At 71.9% G+C, this 19206-nt stretch carries 16 protein-coding genes; 11 read left to right on the forward strand and 5 right to left on the reverse strand.

The features are described from left to right. The first annotated feature begins 152 nt into the window (after positions 1 to 152). Complete coding sequence (locus OG241_RS42620) at positions 153 to 1958, forward strand: S8 family peptidase (RefSeq protein WP_405823424.1); 1806 nt, start codon at positions 153 to 155, stop codon at positions 1956 to 1958. Between the two features lie 147 nt (positions 1959 to 2105). Here OG241_RS42620 and OG241_RS42625 read toward each other — a convergent pair whose 3' ends face one another. Next, positions 2106 to 2972: an NAD(P)H-binding protein gene (locus tag OG241_RS42625; RefSeq protein WP_405823426.1), complete on the reverse strand. Its 867-nt coding sequence runs from the start codon at positions 2970 to 2972 to the stop codon at positions 2106 to 2108. Next, positions 2969 to 3625, reverse strand: a complete 657-nt coding sequence (locus tag OG241_RS42630) for a ScbR family autoregulator-binding transcription factor (RefSeq protein ID WP_405823427.1) — start codon at positions 3623 to 3625, stop codon at positions 2969 to 2971. Before OG241_RS42630 ends, OG241_RS42625 begins: the two co-directional genes overlap by 4 nt. A 260-nt stretch (positions 3626 to 3885) precedes the next feature. Here OG241_RS42630 and OG241_RS42635 point away from each other — a divergent pair, with 260 nt between their 5' ends. The 5 genes from OG241_RS42635 to OG241_RS42655 all read left to right on the forward strand — a co-directional run bounded on the left by OG241_RS42635 (position 3886) and on the right by OG241_RS42655 (position 10093). After that, on the forward strand, positions 3886 to 4782 hold the full coding sequence (locus OG241_RS42635) for a ScbA/BarX family gamma-butyrolactone biosynthesis protein (RefSeq protein ID WP_405823429.1): 897 nt from the start codon (positions 3886 to 3888) through the stop codon (positions 4780 to 4782). Positions 4783 to 4854: 72 nt separating this feature from the next. Further along, a complete protein-coding gene (locus OG241_RS42640; RefSeq protein WP_405823431.1) occupies positions 4855 to 5505 on the forward strand; it encodes a ScbR family autoregulator-binding transcription factor in 651 nt (216 codons plus the stop codon). A gap of 212 nt (positions 5506 to 5717) precedes the next feature. Then, positions 5718 to 6950, forward strand: coding sequence for a damage-control phosphatase ARMT1 family protein (locus OG241_RS42645; protein WP_405823432.1), 1233 nt, complete (start codon positions 5718 to 5720; stop codon positions 6948 to 6950). A 147-nt stretch (positions 6951 to 7097) separates the two neighbouring features. Further along, positions 7098 to 9251 (forward strand): germacradienol/geosmin synthase Cyc2, encoded by a 2154-nt coding sequence (cyc2, locus tag OG241_RS42650; protein ID WP_405823434.1) that lies wholly within the window; start codon positions 7098 to 7100, stop codon positions 9249 to 9251. 158 nt (positions 9252 to 9409) lie between these two features. Then, positions 9410 to 10093: a PDZ domain-containing protein gene (locus OG241_RS42655; protein WP_405823436.1), complete on the forward strand. Its 684-nt coding sequence runs from the start codon at positions 9410 to 9412 to the stop codon at positions 10091 to 10093. A gap of 10 nt (positions 10094 to 10103) precedes the next feature. On the opposite strand, the gene OG241_RS42660 is transcribed toward OG241_RS42655, so the two are convergent. Further along, positions 10104 to 10859: a metallophosphoesterase gene (locus OG241_RS42660; protein ID WP_405823438.1), complete on the reverse strand. Its 756-nt coding sequence runs from the start codon at positions 10857 to 10859 to the stop codon at positions 10104 to 10106. 190 nt (positions 10860 to 11049) lie between these two features. Here OG241_RS42660 and OG241_RS42665 point away from each other — a divergent pair, with 190 nt between their 5' ends. Further along, a complete protein-coding gene (locus OG241_RS42665) occupies positions 11050 to 12183 on the forward strand; it encodes an aminopeptidase P family protein (RefSeq protein ID WP_405823439.1) in 1134 nt (377 codons plus the stop codon). A 55-nt stretch (positions 12184 to 12238) separates the two neighbouring features. Next, complete coding sequence (locus tag OG241_RS42670) at positions 12239 to 13198, forward strand: phosphotransferase family protein (protein ID WP_405823441.1); 960 nt, start codon at positions 12239 to 12241, stop codon at positions 13196 to 13198. Positions 13199 to 13251: 53 nt separating this feature from the next. Here OG241_RS42670 and treZ read toward each other — a convergent pair whose 3' ends face one another. Beyond that, on the reverse strand, positions 13252 to 14997 hold the full coding sequence (gene treZ, locus OG241_RS42675; RefSeq protein ID WP_405823443.1) for a malto-oligosyltrehalose trehalohydrolase: 1746 nt from the start codon (positions 14995 to 14997) through the stop codon (positions 13252 to 13254). A 183-nt stretch (positions 14998 to 15180) separates the two neighbouring features. On the opposite strand from treZ, the gene OG241_RS42680 reads away from it, so the two are divergent. The 3 genes from OG241_RS42680 (at position 15181) to OG241_RS42690 (ending at position 17678) form a co-directional block, all read left to right on the forward strand. Beyond that, positions 15181 to 15732, forward strand: a complete 552-nt coding sequence (locus tag OG241_RS42680) for an FHA domain-containing protein (protein ID WP_405823445.1) — start codon at positions 15181 to 15183, stop codon at positions 15730 to 15732. A 126-nt stretch (positions 15733 to 15858) separates the two neighbouring features. Then, positions 15859 to 17223, forward strand: a complete 1365-nt coding sequence (locus tag OG241_RS42685) for a M14 family zinc carboxypeptidase (RefSeq protein WP_405823447.1) — start codon at positions 15859 to 15861, stop codon at positions 17221 to 17223. Next, the gene (locus tag OG241_RS42690) at positions 17220 to 17678 is read left to right on the forward strand and encodes an SSI family serine proteinase inhibitor (RefSeq protein ID WP_405823449.1); all 459 of its coding nucleotides are present in this window, start codon (positions 17220 to 17222) and stop codon (positions 17676 to 17678) included. The genes OG241_RS42685 and OG241_RS42690 overlap by 4 nt, the downstream gene beginning before the upstream one ends. A gap of 39 nt (positions 17679 to 17717) precedes the next feature. Here OG241_RS42690 and OG241_RS42695 read toward each other — a convergent pair whose 3' ends face one another. Beyond that, the gene (locus OG241_RS42695; protein ID WP_405823450.1) at positions 17718 to 18977 is read right to left on the reverse strand and encodes a M14 family zinc carboxypeptidase; all 1260 of its coding nucleotides are present in this window, start codon (positions 18975 to 18977) and stop codon (positions 17718 to 17720) included. Between the last annotated feature and the right edge of the window lie 229 nt (positions 18978 to 19206).

Consider the following 19206-nt stretch of genomic DNA (forward strand, 5'->3'; position numbering starts at 1 on the left):
CCCCACAGGAAACCCCGGAACGGGCCGCTCGCGCTTGGCCGGCCGCCGCGCCGCTTTTCGAACCGCACCCCCCGCCGCTTCGACGACGAAGCGAATCCCGCCACTCCTCGCTGCCCGCGCCGCCCGGAGTAAGGCTCCCGAAAGGCAAGCCCTTGCGTACCTCTCTCACCCGTGTCACGGGGCGGAAGCTGATATCCGTCGCCGCGGTCTCCGCGGCCCTGGTGGCCGCGGCCACCACGTCGGTCGCCGTCGCCCAGGAGCCCGCCGCCCCCGGCGCCGCCCTGGACGCCGCCGCGCAGGCGGTCGCCGCCCCGGCCGAACGGCTCATCGTCGGCTACAAGGCGGGCGCCGCCGAGGCCACGTCGAACAAGGCCGCCGACGCCGACGCCGCGGCCAAGGGCAAGGAGGCCGGCGAGAACCTGGACTTCCAGCGCCGTCTCGGTACCGGCGCGGCCCTCGTCGACCTGGGCGAGGAGCTCAGCAAGACGGACGTCGCCGACGTCATCGCCGAGTACAAGGCCGACCCGCAGGTCGCCTACGTCGTGCCGGACCGCCTCAAGAAGCCGATGGCGGACCCGAACGACACCGAGTACGCCAAGCAGTGGGACCTCTTCGAGGCCACCGCGGGTATGCGCGTCCCGGGCGCCTGGACCACCGCGACCGGCACCGGCGTGACCGTCGCCGTCATCGACACCGGCTATGTCACGCACTCCGACGTCGCCGCGAACATCGTCGGCGGCTACGACTTCATCTCCGACACCGCGGTCTCCGTGGACGGCGACGGCCGCGACAGCAACCCGGCCGACCCCGGCGACTGGTACGCCGCCGGTGAGTGCGAGCAGACCGAAGGCAGCAGCTCCTCCTGGCACGGCACGCACGTCGCGGGCACCATCGCCGCCGTCGCCAACAACAGCAAGGGCGTCGCGGGCATCGCGTACAACGCGAAGATCTCCCCGGTCCGCGCGCTCGGCAAGTGCGGCGGCTACGACTCCGACATCATCGACGCCATCACCTGGGCGTCCGGCGGCACCGTCTCCGGTGTCCCGGCCAACACCAACGTCGCCAAGGTCATCAACATGAGCCTCGGCGGGGGCGGCGCCTGCTCCGCGGCGACCCAGAGCGCCATCACCGGCGCGGTCAACCGCGGCACCACGGTGGTCGTCGCAGCCGGCAACGAGAACGCGAACGCCTCCACCTCCAACCCGGCGAACTGCAACAACGTCATCACCGTCGCCGCGACCGGACGCACCGGCGCCCGTGCCTCGTACTCCAACTTCGGTACCGTCGTGGACATCTCGGCCCCCGGCGGCGAGATGAGCACCGGCACCGCCAACGGCATCCTCTCCACGCTGAACTCCGGCGCGAAGACCCCGTCCACCGAGTCCTACGCCTACTACCAGGGCACCAGCATGGCCACCCCGCACATCGCGGGCCTGGTCGCGCTGATGAAGTCGGCGAACTCCTCGCTCACCCCGGCGCAGATCGAGACGGCCATCAAGAACAACGCCCGTGCTCTGCCGGGTAGTTGCTCGGGCGGCTGCGGCGCCGGTCTGGCCGACGCGACCAAGACCGTGCAGGCCGTGAGCGGCAGCACCGGCGGCGGCACGACGGGAACCGTCTTCTCCTCCAGCACCGCCGTCTCGATCCCGGACAACGGCGCGGCCGTCGAGTCCTCGATCGCCGTCACCGGCCGGACCGGCAACGCCCCCTCGGCCCTCCAGGTCGGCGTCGACATCACCCACACCTACCGCGGTGACCTGGTCATCACCCTGGTGGCGCCCGACGGCACGACCTACCCGCTGAAGGCCTCCAGCACCTCGGACTCCGCCGACAACGTGAACACCACGTACACGGTGGACGCCTCCAGCGAGACCGCCAACGGCACCTGGAAGCTCCGCGTCCAGGACGTGGCCGCTTCGGACACCGGCAAGATCAACAGCTGGAAGCTCACCTTCTGATCTTCCGAGCACCGGTCCATCGGGCCGAACCACCCGCCGGTTCAGTCGAACTGACGGAGTGACGCGAACGGGCGGGTCGGTCGGCGTGGATGGACGCCGGTCGGCCCGCCGTCGTGTGCCCGCCCTTGTGCGCCGGCCATGTGCCCTTCACCGCGCCGCCGGGCCGCCGAACTCCGCCAGATGTTCTGCCGCCCACTCCCGGTACCCGCGCGCGGGTCGCCCGAGCAACTCCGTGACGGACGGCTCCACTTGCGCCTTCGACCCGTGCCGCCCGCGCCCCGCACTCTCCGCGAGGGCGCGGGCCACCGGCTCCGGGTAGCGCGCGAGCAGCCCACCCAGCACCTGATCCTCCGTCAGTTCCACGAACTTCAGGGGGCGGTGCAGCAACTCGCCCAGGATCTCCACCTGTCGCAGCGGGGTCACTCCCACGGGCCCGGTCAGTGCGTACGCCCTTCCGGTGCGGCCCTCCGGGTCCGTGAGCGCCCGTACCGCCACATCCGCGATGTCCTGCGGGTCGATCGCCGCGGTGGGGACGGTACCGCCCGCGCTCCGCACCACACCCTCCGCCCGGATCGAACCGGCCCAGCCCAGGGTGTTGGACATGAAGGCGCGCGGTCGCAGCAGAGTCCAGGACAGGCCCGAGGCACGCAGCAGCCGCTCGTTCTCCCGCTGCCACTCCGTGACCAGGTCGGCCGCGTCGGGCTCGGTCACCGACAGGGTGGTCAGCTTCACGATGTGCCCGACTCCCGCGGCGCGGGCGGCCGTCAGGAAGTTCTCGTCGTGGGTGTGCGTCAGCGGATTCGTGGTGACGAGCAGCGCCGACCGGACGCCGGCCAGCGCCCGGCGAAGACTGGCGGGATCCTCGAAGTCACCGCCCACCACCTCGGCGTGCCCACCCACGAGGGCGGCGGCGCGGGCGGGGTCGCGGACCAGCAGCCGTACCGGCTCGGCGGCGGGAAAGCGCCGGGCCACCAGGCGCCCGACCGTGCCGGTCGCGCCGGTCAGCAGGATCACGACGCCCGCAGGTCGAGAGAGTCGATCGAGGAGAGAACCCGGGCACCCCGGTCCGCCCTGCTGTCGAGACCGAGCAGCAGCCCCGGCACCGCGATGCTCGGCAGGATGTGCGCCCACAGCACGGACAGCCGGTGGCCGAGATCGGCCCGGTCGGTCATCGCCCGCGACATCAGCTGGATGCCGGTGAAGCCGCCGACCAGCAGGTCCACCGTCTCCGGGGGATCCACCGTGGGCAGCAACTCGCCCTGCCCCCGAGCCTGTTCCATCAGGGAGGTCAGCCGGTCCGACCACTGCCGGAACGGCTCCGCGTGATCGACGTGGTTCGGTGTCTCCTGGTCCACCGCCAGCCGGACACTGCCCCGCAGCAGGGAGTTGGTCAGCAGCCGTTGGCCGACCACGAACGTCATGTCGATGATCTCCTGCAGCTTGCAGGGCTGCGCCGGCACACTCCCGAACGGCACCTGCTCGTGGAGCACCGCCTGCGCGAGCGATTCCTTGGAAGGGAAGTGGAAGTACAGGGCTCCCTTGGTGACCTCGGCCCGCTCCAGCACCATCGAGATGGTCGTGGAGGTGTAGCCGTGCTCGTCGAAAACCGCGCCCGCGGCTTCCAGGATCGCCCTGCGCGTCCTGATGGCGCGCTCCTGTTTCGCCATAAGAGCCCCTCCCTGGCGCCCAGTTGGCCGGTCTCGTTGGTCAGTGCCGAATCGGTGCCGTGCCGATGCGTGACGGAGTGTCGTCAGCTGCGCCGGAACCCGCCGATCATAGGGCCGGACCGACTGATCTCGTTGAAAACAAACCGGTCGCCTCGTACTCTATCGCTCACGAAGCGGGCGCCTTTCCGTCTGCCACGCCACAACGGGGGGACCGAGGAGAGACATTGCTTCCAGTGCCGCAGTCTGCCGAAACCCCAACCATGACGGCGAGTGTTCCGCGTCAACTCGTGCACCGCGCCTCGATCGCGGAGACGTTCCCGACCGGTTGGACCCGGACGGAAACCGACCGCTTCAGCGTCTCCGCCCAGTGGCCGCGTGTCCACTGTTTACACGTGTCGCCTGATCGGACGGCGTACGACCCGCTGCTCGTCGTGGAGACCGTACGGCAGGCCGGAACCCTGCTCAACCACACCGAGTACAAAGTGCCGTTGGACCACCAGTTCGTGCTCCAGGAGTTCCGGATCACTACGTTCGCCGACCGTCTGGGCGTGGGACCGGCCCCGGCCGAACCCGTTGTCGACATCACCTTCTCCGACATCCGCCATCGGGGCAAGCGCCTGGTCTCGGCCCGCTACGAGGCCGACGTACGGCTGGACGGCGAATCGGTCGCACACGCAGACGTCGCCTTCACCTGCACCAGCGGCGCTGTCTTCAGCAGACTGCGCGGTGGCCGTACGGCGGCCACCGTGACGCCGCTGCCCGTGCCGCCGGGCCTGCCGGCCGTCGACGTGGGCCGGGATTCGGCCGCGGACGTGGTGCTGGCGCCGCCCCAGCAGGGTGGTGGTGACTGGCAGTTGCGGGTTGATACCGGTCATGCTGTTTTCTTCGATCATCCTCTCGATCACATACCGGGCATGTTGCTCCTGGAGGCCGCTCGGCAGGCCGCGCTGGCACGAACGGGCCCGGGCGGTAGACGGATGCCTGTGTCGTTCGACACGACCTTCCATCAGTTCGCCGAACTGGACCTGCCCACCTGGATCGACTCGACGGACGAGGGTGACGGAGCCCTGAAGGTGGTGGGGACCCAGGAGGGGCGCACGATTTTCGAGTGTGTGGTGGGCACCGCTGAGCGGTCGGCTATCTTGTACAGACAGTAAGAAACAAACGGCATATCCCGTTTTTCCTCGGGGAGTTCGGGAGCACCGCGACGGTGGGGAGGGGTGGCGCCGATGCCGAGGCAGTTACGCGCCGAGCAGACTCGCGCGACGATCATCACGGCCGCGGCCGACCTGTTCGACCGCCATGGCTACGAATCGACCAGCCTGAGTGACATAGTCGAGCACGCCCATGTCACCAAGGGCGCCCTCTACTTCCATTTCGCGGCGAAGGAGGACCTGGCCCACGCCATCCTGGAGATCCAGTCCAGGACCTCCCGGCGGATGGCCAGGGACATCGACGGACGCGGCTACTCCTCACTGGAGTCGCTGATCCGCGTCACCTTCGGGATCACGCGGATGGCCGTCGAGGGCCCGATCGCCAGGGCGGGCCTGCGTCTGGCCGCCGGTGACGTCGCCGTGCGGCCTCCTCTGCGGCACCCGTTCCGCGAGTGGTCGGAGATGGCGGCCGGCAAACTCCTGGGCGCCGTCAAGGAGTCCGACGTCCACCCGGATGTCGATGCCGAGGCGATGGCGCACTCCCTGGTCAGCTTCTTCGTCGGCAGCCGCGTGGTCAGCCGGGCGGTGGAGCCGGTGGCCCGCCAGCCGCGCCGGACGGCTGACATGTGGCGGCTCACCATCCGGGCGCTGGTGCCCACGCCGAGGCGGGCACGGTATCTGGGACTGGTGGCGCAGCTGGAGCGGGAGCTACGAGCGGTGGCGTGAGGCGGTCGGCGCGATCCGGCTGATCCGGCGAGCGACCCGGACGATCCGGTGAGCGCGGCGAGCGGCTGCGCACGGCCTCGACCGGCAGTTGGTCGGCGTCGTCGGCGCCCGGACGCCTCCGGCCGTACGGGCTGAACGCCTGACTTCGGGCGGCCCTGCCTTCGCGCGGTCACCTCCGGGGCCGCGCGTTCTCCGGCGGTACGGTGAGGCGTATGCCTGCCTCCGACTCCGTGTCCCCGCCCGTGATCCTCGGCAACGAACCCGGTTCGTTCCCCTGGAGCGTCCTGGCCGAGAGGCATCCCGCGCTGATCCAGAAGGTGCGGGACGCCTTCCCGTACGGCCCGGAGCAGCATCGCGCGCTCGACGCGCTCCTCAAGAACTGCGCCGAGGGTCTCATCGAACCGCTCCCCGCGGACGCGGACGACCGGCGGCAGTGGGAGGAGTGGGGCACCCGGGAGTACGCCGGCCGGTCCTGGTTCGACGTGCCGTGGTTGTGGGCGGAGGGCTACTTCTATCGCCAACTCCTCGAAGCGGTCGGATACTTCGGCAGCGGTGGGGGCGAGGGGGCCTGGCGTGGGATCGACCCCTTCCGCCCTTTCAAGCTCGCGGAACTGGACGCCCCCGAGACCGACGAGGAACTGGCCGCGCTCGACGATCTGGTGAGCGGGCCGGAGGAGGACCAGGCGCGTGCTCTGCTCCACGGGTCGCTGTGGGGCAACCGGGCCGACCTCGGCTTCCGGCTCTCCGGTGCGGACGAGGGAGGGGAGGCGGCAGGACTCGTCGCCGACGACAGCGAGGCCCTCTGGTCGCTGCTCCGATCCGCCCGCCCTGGCGCCGGCACGGGCGCCGGAGCGGTGTGTCTGGTCGCGGACAACGCGGGCCGGGAACTCGTCCCCGACCTGCTGCTCCTGGATCACCTGCTGACCCGGGGGTACGCCGACCGGGCCGTCCTGCACGTCAAACCGCACCCTTACTTCGTCTCCGACGCGACCACCGCCGACGTGGTCGACGCCCTGCGCCGGCTGATCCGCGCTCCGGGTGCCGCCGCCTCGTATGGCCGGCGGCTCTGGTCCGCGCTGGCCGAGGGCCGGCTGGTGGTCCGCGCCCACCCCTTCTCCTGCGCCCCGCTCCCGTACGCGGCGATGCCGGGCGACCTTCGCGAGGAGTTCGCCTCGGCCACGGTCACCCTGATGAAGGGCGACCTGAACTACCGCCGCCTGGTGGGCGACCGGCTCAGGCCCCCCACCACTCCCTTCGCGGACGTCACCGCCTACTTTCCCGGACCCGTGGCCGCCCTGCGCACCCTGAAGTCGGAGGTGATCGTCGGCCTCGACGCTCTTACCGAGTCGGCGCTCGTCGTCGCGGAGGGGGAGCGCTGGCGGACGAGTGGTACGCGTGCGGTGATTCAGGTGTCGTCGGGAGTGTCGGCGGTACAAGTGCCGTAGTAGTGGTCGGAATCGTCGTAGTCGTCGCATGTCGAGTGAACTCACAACGCCCGTCCGGAATCCCGGAATCGAGCCTGATTCACGCGATGGTGTGATCATGTGCCGCCCGGTGGATGGCTCGTCCGGGGCAGGGGTAGGGCCCCGCCCATGACACAGCCGTTCGTACTCCCGCACTTCTACATGCCGTATACCGCGCGGCTGAACCCGCATCTGGACGAGGCGCGTGCCCATTCGACCGTCTGGGCACGGGAGATGGGAATGCTGGAGGGCTCGGGCGTCTGGGAGCAGTCCGACCTCGACGCGCACGACTACGGGTTGTTGTGCGCCTACACGCACCCCGACTGCGACGGCGCCGCCCTCTCGCTCATCACCGACTGGTACGTGTGGGTGTTCTTCTTCGACGACCACTTCCTGGAGGTCTTCAAGCGCAGCCAGGACCGGGACGGCGGCAAGGCCTATCTGGACCGGCTGCCCCTGTTCATGCCGCTCGACCTCGCGACTCCCGTGCCCGAGCCGCAGAATCCGGTGGAGGCGGGCCTCGCCGATCTGTGGGCGCGGACCGTTCCGGCCATGTCCGTGGACTGGCGCCGGCGGTTCGCCGTCGCCACCGAGCATCTGCTGAACGAGTCGATGTGGGAACTGTCCAACATCAACGAGGGGCGGATCGCCAACCCCGTCGAGTACATCGAGATGCGCCGCAAGGTCGGCGGCGCGCCCTGGTCGGCGGGGCTCGTGGAGTACGCGACCGCAGAAGTGCCCGAGTCCGTCGCGGAGTCGAGGCCGCTGAGGGTACTGATGGAGACCTTCTCGGACGGCGTCCACCTGCGCAACGACCTGTTCTCCTACCAGCGGGAGGTCGAGGACGAGGGCGAACTCAGCAACGGCGTGCTCGTCCTGGAGACCTTCTTCGGGTGCACCACCCAGGAGGCCGCCGACACCGTCAACGACATCCTCACCTCACGGCTCCACCAGTTCGAGCACACCGCGCTCACCGAGGTGCCCGGGCTGGCCCTGGTGAAGGGCCTCACACCGGACCAGGTCGCCGCGGTGGCCGCGTACACGCAGGGACTGCAGGACTGGCAGTCCGGCGGGCACGAGTGGCACCTGCGCTCCAGCCGCTACATGAACGAAGGGGCCCTGGAGGAGGCGCGGCCGTTCGCGTTGGGCGGGTTCGGCACGTCCGCCGCCAACATCGGCGCACTCCTGGCCTCGGCCGGCGCCGAACGGCTGCGGGCCTACACGCACGTGCCGTACCAGAAGGTCGGCCCGTCCGTACTGCCCGATTTCCACATGCCGTTCGGGCTCACTCTGAGCCCGCATCTGGACGGCGCCCGGTCACGTCTCGTCGAGTGGTCGCACGGCGTGGGCATCCTCCAGGAGGGCGTCTGGGACGAGGACAAGCTCGCCGCGGCCGACCTGTCGCTGTGCGCGGCCGGCATCCACCCGGACGCGACGGCCGACGCCCTCGATCTAAGTTCCGCCTGGCTGGCCTGGGGCACCTACGGCGACGACTACTACCCCCTCGTCTTCGGTCACCGCCGCGACCTGGCGGCGGCTCACCTGTGCACCGAGCGCCTCTCCGCCTGTATGCCCGTCGAGGGCGAGGACTTCCCCGTTCCGGTCAACGGCATGGAACGCGGCCTCATCGACCTGTGGCGGCGTACGACGGTCGGGATGACCCCTGACCAGCGGCGCACGTTCCGCGCAGCGGTGGACAAGATGACCGAGAGCTGGGTGTGGGAACTGCTCAACCAGACCCAGAACCGCATCCCCGACCCGGTCGACTACCTGGAGATGCGCCGGGCCACCTTCGGTTCGGATCTCACGGCGAGCCTGTGCCGCATCGGTCACGGCCGGGCGGTCCCTTCCGAGGTCTACCGCAGCGGCCCCGTCCGTTCGCTGGAGAACGCGGCCTTCGACTACGGGATGCTCATCAACGACGTCTTCTCCTACCAGAAGGAGATCGAGTACGAGGGCGAGATCCACAACGGCATCCTCGTCGTCCAGAACTTCTTCGGCTGTGACTATCCGACCGCGCTCGGGATCATCCACGATCTGATGACCCAGCGTATGCAGCAGTTCGAGCATGTCGCCGCCCATGAATTCCCCGTCATGTACGAGGACTTCAAGCTCACCAAGGAGGCACGCGCGACCATGGACGGCTATGTGGACGAGCTGCGGAACTGGCTGGCAGGCATCCTGAACTGGCACCGGGAGGTCCCCCGCTACCAGGCGGACCACCTGGCCCGCAGGTCCCACGGCTTTCTGCCGGACCACAGCTCGGCGCTGTCGATCCGCTGAGGAGTCCTGGCCCACCGGGTTCACGGCCGGCGCTCCCGGCCGGCCGGGTGTGGGTTCGGTCGTCTGTGTCTGCCCATGTCCGACCCTGTGTCAGTCTCACTCGTTCGTGGCTCGTGGGGCGCGGGTGTGCCGGGTAGAGCATCTGGCGGAGGCGAACCATGGAACAGACTGCGCTGCGTCCCAAGCCGATGCCCGGGCAGGAACGGGCCGGCGGCACCACATCCCGTCCGGCCCGGCGCCCACATGCCGCGCGCCGACGTGGCCGACGGCTGGCGACTCTTCTGTTCGGCCTGTTCGTCGGGACCGTCCTGGTCCTCGCGGGCGTCGGGCTCGGCACGCTCGGCGCCACCGTGATCGGCATGGGCAAGCTCGCCGACCTGCGGGGCCGGGTCGGTGAGGACGGGCGGACAGGGCAGCCGGGGGAGACGCCGGGTAGGCCGGGTGGCGCACCTGCCGGGTCCGGCGCCGGGTCCGGTTCCGGGGCGGTGTCCCCTTCCGAGTCCGGATCCGCGTCCGGGGCCGGCCCCTCCAAGTCGCCCTCGGGCGGCGCGGGTTCGGCCCTCTCGCCGTCGGCGGTGACCGCGACGCTCGGTGTCGAGGCGGTGGACGCGGAGAAGGCGGGTGCCCTGGTCGTCGGCGTCCATGTGCCGGGCCCGGGTTACACCGCGGGCCTCGTCCGGGGCGACGTACTCACGACGTTCGGCGGGACCCGGGTCGACTCGGCGGCCGGTCTCGCCCGGGCGGTCGCCGCCGCCCGGCCCGGCACGGAGATCACTGTGACGGTCCGTCATCTCAGCGGCGGGTACCAGCAGTTGGTGGCGATTCTGGGCGTTGTCACCTGACCCGCCTCCGTCACACCACCACCCTGAAGTGGCTGGTCAGCCGCCCGGTGTCGTCCAGTATGTGAAAAGCGAGCCCGACCGGCGCGTCCAGGTCGGCGGGCCGCTCGCCCTCCCAGGGCAGCCGGAGGGTCCAGGTCACCCCGGGGCCGACGAGTAGAGGCCGGCCGGCGAAGGACGTGGCCGCCGGCGTGTGCGCGTGGCCGGTGATGAGCGCGGCGATCTGGGGCCGGTGCTCCATCAGGGCGGCCAGGCGGCCGGGTTCGGTCAGCCGGTAGGCGTCCGGCAGCGGGTGGTGCAGGGCGACGGGCGGATGGTGGAAGGCGAGCAGCGCCGGGACGCCGTCGTCCAGTTCGTCGAGCGTCGACTCGATCCAGTCGTACGTCTCGTCGGCGAGGGCTCCTTCGTCGTCGCCCGGCACGCTGGAGTCGCACATCAGGACGGCGGCGTCGTCGAAGACGTGCGCGCTGTTGACCGGTCCCTCGGTGGCGGGCAGCCCCAGCAGTGCCTTGCGGTAGGGGGCGCGGCTGTCGTGGTTGCCCGGGCAGGTGAGCACCGGGAAGGGCGCGTCTCCGGTGCGCAGCCCAAGGAGGTGTGCGGCCTCCTCGTACTCGGCCTCCGTGCCGTGGTCCGCGATGTCCCCGGTCACCAGCAGGGCGTCGACATGCCCCGGCAGCTCCCACAACCGGTCGCGCACCCGTTCGGCACGCGCCGTGGACCGCGCGGTTCCGTCGAGGTGCAGATCGCTGATGTGAGCGAGTACGAGCATGGTCCTCCGCCTCCCTTAATGGTTCAGGCAGATCTAAGCATTAGATCTAATGGTTGCTCAACTCTCATCCGTTAGTGGAGGGGGTGGTAGGCAGGTGAAGCAGGTGAGGGCGCCGTCAATCGGCTCGCGCCGCCCCGTGCATCCGGGCAGGATGCTGCCCGTAGCCCCTCGTCCTTCCACGGAGGCCCGGATGCCAGGCAGCACGCCCGCGCTCTTCACCGCCGACGACTACCGGGCCCGGATGCGGCGCGCCGCCCGGGCGGCGGAGGACGCGGGGCTCGCCGGGCTCCTCGTGGCACCGGGCCCCGACCTGGTCTGGCTCACCGGCTACGCGCCCACCGCGGTCACCGAACGCCTCACCCTGCTGGTACTGGCCGCCGGGCAGGACCCGGTCCTCGTGGTCCCCGCGCTGGAGGCCCCGGACGCGGCACAGGCGGCGGGGGCGCCCGCTCTGACCCTGCGCGACTGGACCGACGGCAAGGACCCCTACGCGGCCACCGCCGGCCTCCTCGACGGAGCCGGACGCTTCGGGGTCAGCGACAACGCGTGGGCACTGCACCTGCTGGCACTCCAGAAGGCGCTGCCCCGCAGCTCGTACGTCTCGCTCACCGAGGCACTGCCGATGCTGCGAGCGGTGAAGGACGCGGCGGAGCTGGCCCGCCTGGCAGCCGCGGGCGCGGCTGCCGACGCAACGTACGACGAGATCCGGAAGGTTCCCTTCGGGGGGCGCCGGGAGAGTGACGTCGCGGGCGACCTGGCCGATCTGCTGCGACGGTTCGGGCACTCCCAGGTCGACTTCACTATCGTCGCCTCCGGCCCCAACGGCGCCAATCCGCACCACGAGGCCGGCGGCCGCGTCATCGAACACGGCGACATGGTCGTCCTCGACTTCGGCGGCCTTCTGCACGGCTACGGCTCCGACACCTCCCGCACGGTCCACGTCGGTGAACCGGACGCCGAGCAGCGCAGGGTCCACGACATCGTGCGGGAGGCCCAGGAGGCGGGCTTCCGCGCCGTGCGGCCGGGCGCCGCGTGCCAGGACGTCGACCGGGCGGCCCGCGCGGTCATCACCGAGGCCGGGTACGGCGAGTACTTCATCCACCGCACGGGCCACGGCATCGGCGTCACCACGCACGAGCCGCCGTACATGATCGAGGGCGAGGAGCGGCCCCTCGTCCCCGGCATGTGTTTCTCCGTGGAGCCCGGCGTCTACCTGCCCGGGCGTTTCGGCGTACGTATCGAGGACATCGTGACGGTGACCGACGACGGCGCCGGCGGCCGGCGCCTCAACAACACGACCCGCGAGCTGGTCACAGTGGACTGACCCCGCACCAGGAGCCCCCTCCCCGCCCCCATCCCCGGACGACAGCGGCGCGATCATGACCCAGGTACCGACACCCACCGCGGACGCGGTCCGCCGACTGGTCCGTTCCCTGCTCGCGGACGGCGCCGCCGACGGGCCGGGCGGTGCGACGGGCACCACCGGCCCCGAGGTCCAGCCGGTCGGCGCGGGCGGCGAGCACTTCACCTGGTGGGTCGGCTCCCGGCACGTACTGCGCCTGGCCCCCGACCGCGAGGCGTCCGCACGGCTGCGCCGCGAACCGCGCCTGCGCGACCTCGTCCGCCCGCACATCGGCGTCGCCGTCCCCGTCGGCGTGGCGCACGGCGAGTGGGCCCCCGGACTGGCCTACACGCTGGACACCAGGGTGCCCGGCGGTTCGGCCGAGGAACACGACGTCTCCGCCGTCGGCGAGGCCGACCTCGCCGCGCTCCTCACGGGGCTGCGCGAGGTGCCCGTACGCCAGGCCGAGACGCTCGGTGTGCCACGGGTCGGGCCACGCTCCCTGGAGGCGCTGCGCCGGGCCGCCGCCGGGGCGGCCGAACGCCTCGCAGCGGCCGACGAGTTCGACCCCGTCCTGCTGCACCAGTTGACCCCGTCCGCCACCACGCAGCTCGCCGCGCAGGCCGGGACCTCGGTCCTCGTCCACCACGATCTGCGGGGCGAGCATCTCGTCGTGAGCGCCGACGGGCGGGTGCGCGGTGTCCTCGACTGGACCGGCGCGGTGGTCGGCGACCCCGCCGAGGACATCGCCGGCCTCGCCCTCGCGGTCGGCTCGCCCGCGGCCGTACGCGCCGCCACCCTCGCCGGCTACGCCGCCCGGCCCTGCCTGCGCGGCCTGTGGCTCGCCCGCTGCGACACGGTCGTCCGCCTCGCCGAGAGCCTCGCCCGCCGCGACGCCGGCCCGCTGCCGCTGCTGAGAGTCCAGCTGCGGCGCGCGTGGGAGGCGATCCTCCTGGAACGGGTGACGGAGCTTCGGGAGGCGGACGAGGAGGGATAGGAGAGGGCCGGGGTGCGTAAACGCTTGCGCAAGCGTTTACGTCCGCATCGCGCTCACCCCTGCTCCAGCACCACGCAGGACTCCCCGGGGACGTGCAACAGCCCGTCCGTGCCCGGGAGTTCGACCGGCTCCCAGGCGGCCAGCACCCGCGCCCGTCGTGGGCCCAGGGGGATCGCCGCCGACTTCGGGGCGAGGTTCGCCACCACCCGTACGTCCCCGCGCCGGAAGGCGAGCCAGCGGGCCTCCTCGTCGTAGGCGACCTTGATGTCCGAGAGGTCGGGGTCCGTCAGGTCGGGCTGGGCGTGGCGCAGGGCGATCAGGTCCCGGTACCAGGACAGTACGCGCGCGTGCGGCTCGCGTCCGGGCTCCGACCAGTCGAGGCAGGAGCGGTCCCGGGTCGCCGGGTCCTGGGGGTCCGGAACGTCCTCCTCGGCCCAGCCGTGCGCCGTGAACTCCCGTCGCCGGCCCCGCCGTACGGCCTCCGCGAGCTCCGCGTCCGTGTGGTCGGTGAAGAACTGCCACGGGGTGCCCGCCGCCCACTCCTCGCCCATGAACAGCATCGGCGTGAACGGCCCGGTGAGCATCAGGGCCGCGGCGCAGGCGAGCAGTCCGGGGGAGAGGGCGGCCGAAAGGCGGTCCCCCTGGGCGCGGTTGCCGACCTGGTCGTGGGTCTGGGTGTAGCCGAGCAGCCGGTGGGCGGCGACGCCGGTGCGGTCGAGCGGGCGGCCGTGCAGACGGCCCCGGAAGGTCGAGTACGTGCCGTCGTGGAAGTAGCCGCCAGTGAGCGTCTTGGCGAGCGCTTCGAACGGGGCCCGCGCGAAGTCCTCGTAGTAGCCCTGTGCCTCTCCGGTCAGTGCCGTGTGCAGGGCGTGGTGGAAGTCGTCGCTCCACTGCGCGTGCAGTCCGAGGCCGCCACCCGCGCGCGGGGTGACGATCCGCGGGTCGTTGAGGTCGGACTCGGCGATCAGGAACAGCGGCCGGCCCAGGTCGGCCGTGAGGGCGTCCACGGCCGTCGACAACTCCTCCAGGAACTGGCACGCGCGCGTGTCCCGCAGCGCGTGCACCGCGTCCAGCCGCAGCCCGTCGATCCGGTAGTCGCGCAGCCAGGCCAGCGCGCTGCCGAGCAGATACGCGCGCACCTCGTCCGAGCCCGGCGCGTCCAGGTTCACCGCGGAGCCCCACGGAGTCTGGTGCGTGTCCGTGAAGTACGGGCCGAAGGCGGGCAGATAGTTGCCGGACGGTCCCAAGTGGTTGTGCACGACGTCCAGGACCACACCGAGGCCGAGCTCGTGCGCCCGGTCGACAAAGCGTTTCAGCGCCTCGGGGCCGCCGTACGGCTCGTGCACGGCCCACAGCGACACCCCCTCGTAGCCCCAGCCGTGCCGCCCCGGGAACGGGCACAGCGGCATCAACTCGACGTGTGTGACGCCCAGTTCCACCAGGTGGCCGAGCCGCTCGGCCGCCGAGTCCAGCGTGCCCTCGGGCGTGTACGTGCCGACGTGCAGTTCGTACAGGACCGCGCCCGGCAGTGCGCGTCCTGCCCACTCGGTGCGCCAGGTGTGGCGGCCGTGGTCGACGACCGCGCTCAGCCCGTCCGGGCCGTCCGGCTGGCGGCGCGAGCGCGGGTCGGGCAGCACGGGGCCGTCGTCGACGGCGAAGCCGTAACGCGACCCGTCCCCGGCCTCGGCCTCGGCGGACCACCAGCCGGTGCGCTCCGGATCGCGCTCCAACGCGCGCGTGGCCGAGTCGCAATGGAGCGTCACGCGACTGGCCTGCGGTGCCCACACCTCGAAGTGCACGGACGGATCCCCTTACTCTGCCGAGCGGTGCTCACCGGGACGTAGCCCGTCCCATGGTGCTTCAAACCCGGACGCCCCGCGCTCGCATCCTGTCGTTTGCCTCAGGTGTCGTCGGATCGGCCCGCAGGGCACCCGTTTCCGCGTTGTGTGGACACCCCGCGCGCGCTGCCCGACAATCACGAAGTGACATCGTCCTTCGAGTTCCACACGTACCCGGCGCGCCTCACCGACGCGGAGCGCGACCGGGCGCTGAAGGCACTCCGCGACGGGGTAGCTCTGGGGCGGCTCTCGCACGACACGTTCATCCGGCGCATGGAACTGGCGTTGGTCGCCCGGCGGTCCGACGAACTGGCCATCCTCACCGCCGACCTGCCCACCGAGAACCGTCTCTCCCGCCTGGTGTTCGGGACGGTCGAAGCGGTCTCCGGCTTCACGGTACGACTGCGCAGGGCCTGGCAGTCCGAGCGGCTCCCCAAGCTGCTGCTGCCCCACCCCGCCAACGGCCACCCGCTGCGCATAGGGCGCGACCCCGCCAACGGCCTGCGCCTCACCCACGAGACGGTCTCGCGCGTCCACGCCGAACTCCGGCACCAGGGCGGCCTGTGGGTGCTGCGCGACCTCGGCTCGACCAATGGCACGACGGTCAACGGGCGTCGTGTGATCGGCGCGGCCGTCGTCCGGGCCGGCGACCAGATCGGCTTCGGGCACATGGCGTTCCGCCTCTCGACGGAGTGACAGCGCCTGCCCGGGGCCGGCCGCGGGGGAGCGATTCACTTTGCGCGCCGTGGTGTTGACGTACCCTCACGATTCGTGACTGACTGTGGGTGCGCCATGTACACCAAGTGAATCGACGGCCCCGCTGTGGAGGTTGCCCTGTCGCCGCTCCTCCGCTACCCGTCCGTGGACGAGCTGGCCGACCGGGCCGCCGCGCTCGTCGCCCGTCATCCCGCCGACGCCCGGCTGCGCACCATCGGCACCTCGCGCGCGGGGACACCCCTGTGGCTGCTCTCCGTGGGGCACGGCAGCCGGCAGGCCCTGATCGTCGCCGGACCGCACGCCAACGAGCCCGTGGGCGGTGCGACCGCCCTCCGGCTGGCCGAACGGGCCCTCGCCGACCCCGGACCGACCGTCCGCGCGGACGCCACCTGGAACCTGCTGCTGTGCCTCGATCCCGACGGCTCGCGCCGCAACGAGGGCTGGCTCGCGGGTCCCTTCACCCTCGGCCACCACTTCCGGAACTTCTTCCGGCCCGGCTTCCTGGAACAGCCCGAGTGGCTGCCCGACGGCGCGGCTGGGGCCGCCCTGCCGGAGACCCGCGCGCTGCTCGCCGTCCAGGACGAGCTGCGGCCGTTCTTCCAGTGCTCGCTGCACGGCGTCGACGTCGGCGGCGCCTTCGTGGAACTCACGCGCGACCTGCCGGGTCTCCCGCAGCGCGTCGCGCAGACGGCGGCCCGGCTCGGCATCCCGCGCGAGCTGGGCGCGTTCGACACCCTGTACTGGCCCAGGCTGGGGCCGGCCGTGCACCGGATTCCGCCGCCGACACCGGGCGACATGGCCGCGGCCATCACGGAGGCGGCCGTCGAGTCGACCTGGTTCCATCCGCACCGGCACGGCACGGTGACGGCGATCGTCGAGGCGCCCATGTGGGGCGTGGCCGCGGTGGAGGACGACACACCGCCCGTCGACGCCGACGCGGTACTGCGCACCGTCAGCCACACGCTGCGGCACGACACGCGGTACCTGGAGGTGGTCCTCGGGCGGCTGCGGCCCCACCTCGCGCGCGTGCCCGACGCGGACCGTCTCCTCGCCCCGGTGGACGACTATCTGATGGTCTGCCCCGGTCTCGCCGACGCCTGGGACCCCGACACGGACGACGGCACCGCGGGCCGGCTGCCACCGCTCAGCAACGCCCACCTGGCCACCCTGCGCATCGCCGGACGGCGGCTGGCGCTGCGTACCGCGGGGCTGCTGCACCAGTTGGCGCGCGGCGCGGGTCCGGGGGCCGTGGACGTCCTGTGCGCGCTCGACAGGCTGATCGACGAGTGGTGCGCCGACTACCGCGACGGCTGCGGGGCGCGCTGGATCCCGGTCGCCCGGCAGGTGGAGTACCAGTCGCGGGTGGCGCTCGCCGCGTTCGAACTGGCGGGCAGCCGCGCGCCCGTGGGCTCCCGTTCGGGTGAGTCGGGGTGGGGTGCGGGGACCACGGTGCCGATGCACAGGGAATGACCCACACCATCAGCACCGGCAACACGACCGAACCCGGACGCGTCACCAGGACCGTCGGCACCGCCCGCGCGGTGCGCGGGGCCCTGCTGGCCGTCGGCCTCCTCGTCGCGGGCTCCGCGCCCGCCCAGGCGGTCACCCGGGAGGACGTCCGGGACAACTGGCTCTACGTCACCGTCAGCCGGGGCGAGGCGGGCACCGGCGACACCCGAAGCACGCTGGTGCTCTGCGACCCGCCCCAGGGGCACGCGCAGGCGGCCCGCGCCTGTGCGGACCTCGCGGCGGCGGACGGCGACATCGGCCGCATCCCGCCGAGGAAGACCCTCTGCCCGATGCTGTACTCGCCCGTCACCGTGCACGCGCAGGGCGAATGGAACGGGCGCCCGCGGGAGTACGACAGGACCTTCTCCAACGGATGCGAACTGGGCGCGAGGACCGGGGCGGTGTTCGCCCTGTAGCGGCCCCGGAGGGTGCCCTGACCGAGCGAACCGTCGCGCCTAACCGCTCCGAGGGGCACCCTCGCGCGCGTGCCGTGCGGCGGCCACCACCGTACGGGCCTGGTGCTCGACCTGATGCTCCAACGGCACCCAGCGCGCCCGGAAGCGGACCATGAAGGCCTCGCTCCAGGCCGCGACCACGTGTTCGAGGCGCGGTACCGCGCGGTCGTCGGTCTCCCGCAGGACCCGCAGCAGCATCGCGGCGGCCCGCAGCGGCAGCCGACGGCCGAACGCGTCCACGCTGCCGACGTACGCCATCGTCGTGTCGGCGGGTGGTGTGTGCGTCCAGTCGGCGGCCAGCCCGGGCACCAGTTCCAGTGCCCACTGGGCGGCTCGCAGCAGTGGTCCCTCGGCGCCCGTCAGACGGGGCCGCGCTTCGGCGAGGACCCGTTCGACCTCCGTGCCGTCCCGCAGCAGCCGGCCCGCGAGCCGCCGTATCGCCGCCGCGGGCGCCGGATGCGGGGCCGGGTCGTCCACCAGGTCGCTCGCCCACATCGGCACCTCGACGACAGCGGTCAGACCGCCGTACCGGTGAGCGTGGTACCAGGTGCTGTGCCGGGCGTCGTCCGGCATGCTCGGGTACGCCGCGTCCGTGCCCGGCGCCGGCATCACGTGCACGCCGGGCCCCGACGCGGGCCAGCCCGCCGCGTCCGAGGCGCCCGTCTCGACCGGGATGTGCAGCTCGGCCGCCGACTTGGCGAACGGCTCGGCGAGCCCGGGGACGTCCTTCGTCAACTGCACCCAGCTGCCACCCACGTCGGTGCCGTGCAGGGTGACCTGGAGATACGGCCGCACCTCGTCGATGACACGCGTCAGGGCGAGGGTCTCGGGCGGCAGCCGGTCGGGCGGCAGCACGGAGGGCGCCCACTCCGGCTGCTCGGGACCGGCGGGCCGGTAGAAACCGAGGTGGTAGTCGAGCAGGCTGCGCGGCGCCGGAGTGACGTGCAGGCTGGCACCGTCCGGGTCCGCGCACAGCAGGAAGTGCCAGGAGGTGCCCGCCCGCAACTCACGGTCGTGCACGGTCCGTTCCGCGAGCGCGAGGAGCGTGGAGCCCCCCGTGGGCTCGTTGGCATGGGCACCCGCGACGACGAGTACGGCGCGTCGTGCGTGGCCAACGGACAGCAGATGCAGGGGCCGTCCCGCGCGGGAGTAGCCCACTTGAGTGAAGGTGCACAGACCCGGCCGGTGAGCGGCCAGCGCCCGCGCGGACGAGACGAGTTCGTTCACACTGGGGTAACGCAGCTCCGGCAGGAGACTCACCCCCGTCTGGTCCACCCGGCGTCGCAATCCGCAGTACCCCATGGCGTCCAGGAACTGTCAAGGAGGCAGCGGGGGCGGCTCCCGGGGGCGCCAGGAAGCATTCACCCCCGACGGCGAGGACGGGTACGGCCGGAGGCAACGGTCGGCAGGGACGTCTGCCGCGCGGGACGGCCCCGCACGGCCCGTCGAGGGCGCTCACCACCACACGCCGGTAGCCGTACCTGCGCGC

It is taken from the genome of Streptomyces sp. NBC_01390, from assembly GCF_045040105.1.
Lineage (GTDB): Bacteria > Actinomycetota > Actinomycetes > Streptomycetales > Streptomycetaceae > Streptomyces.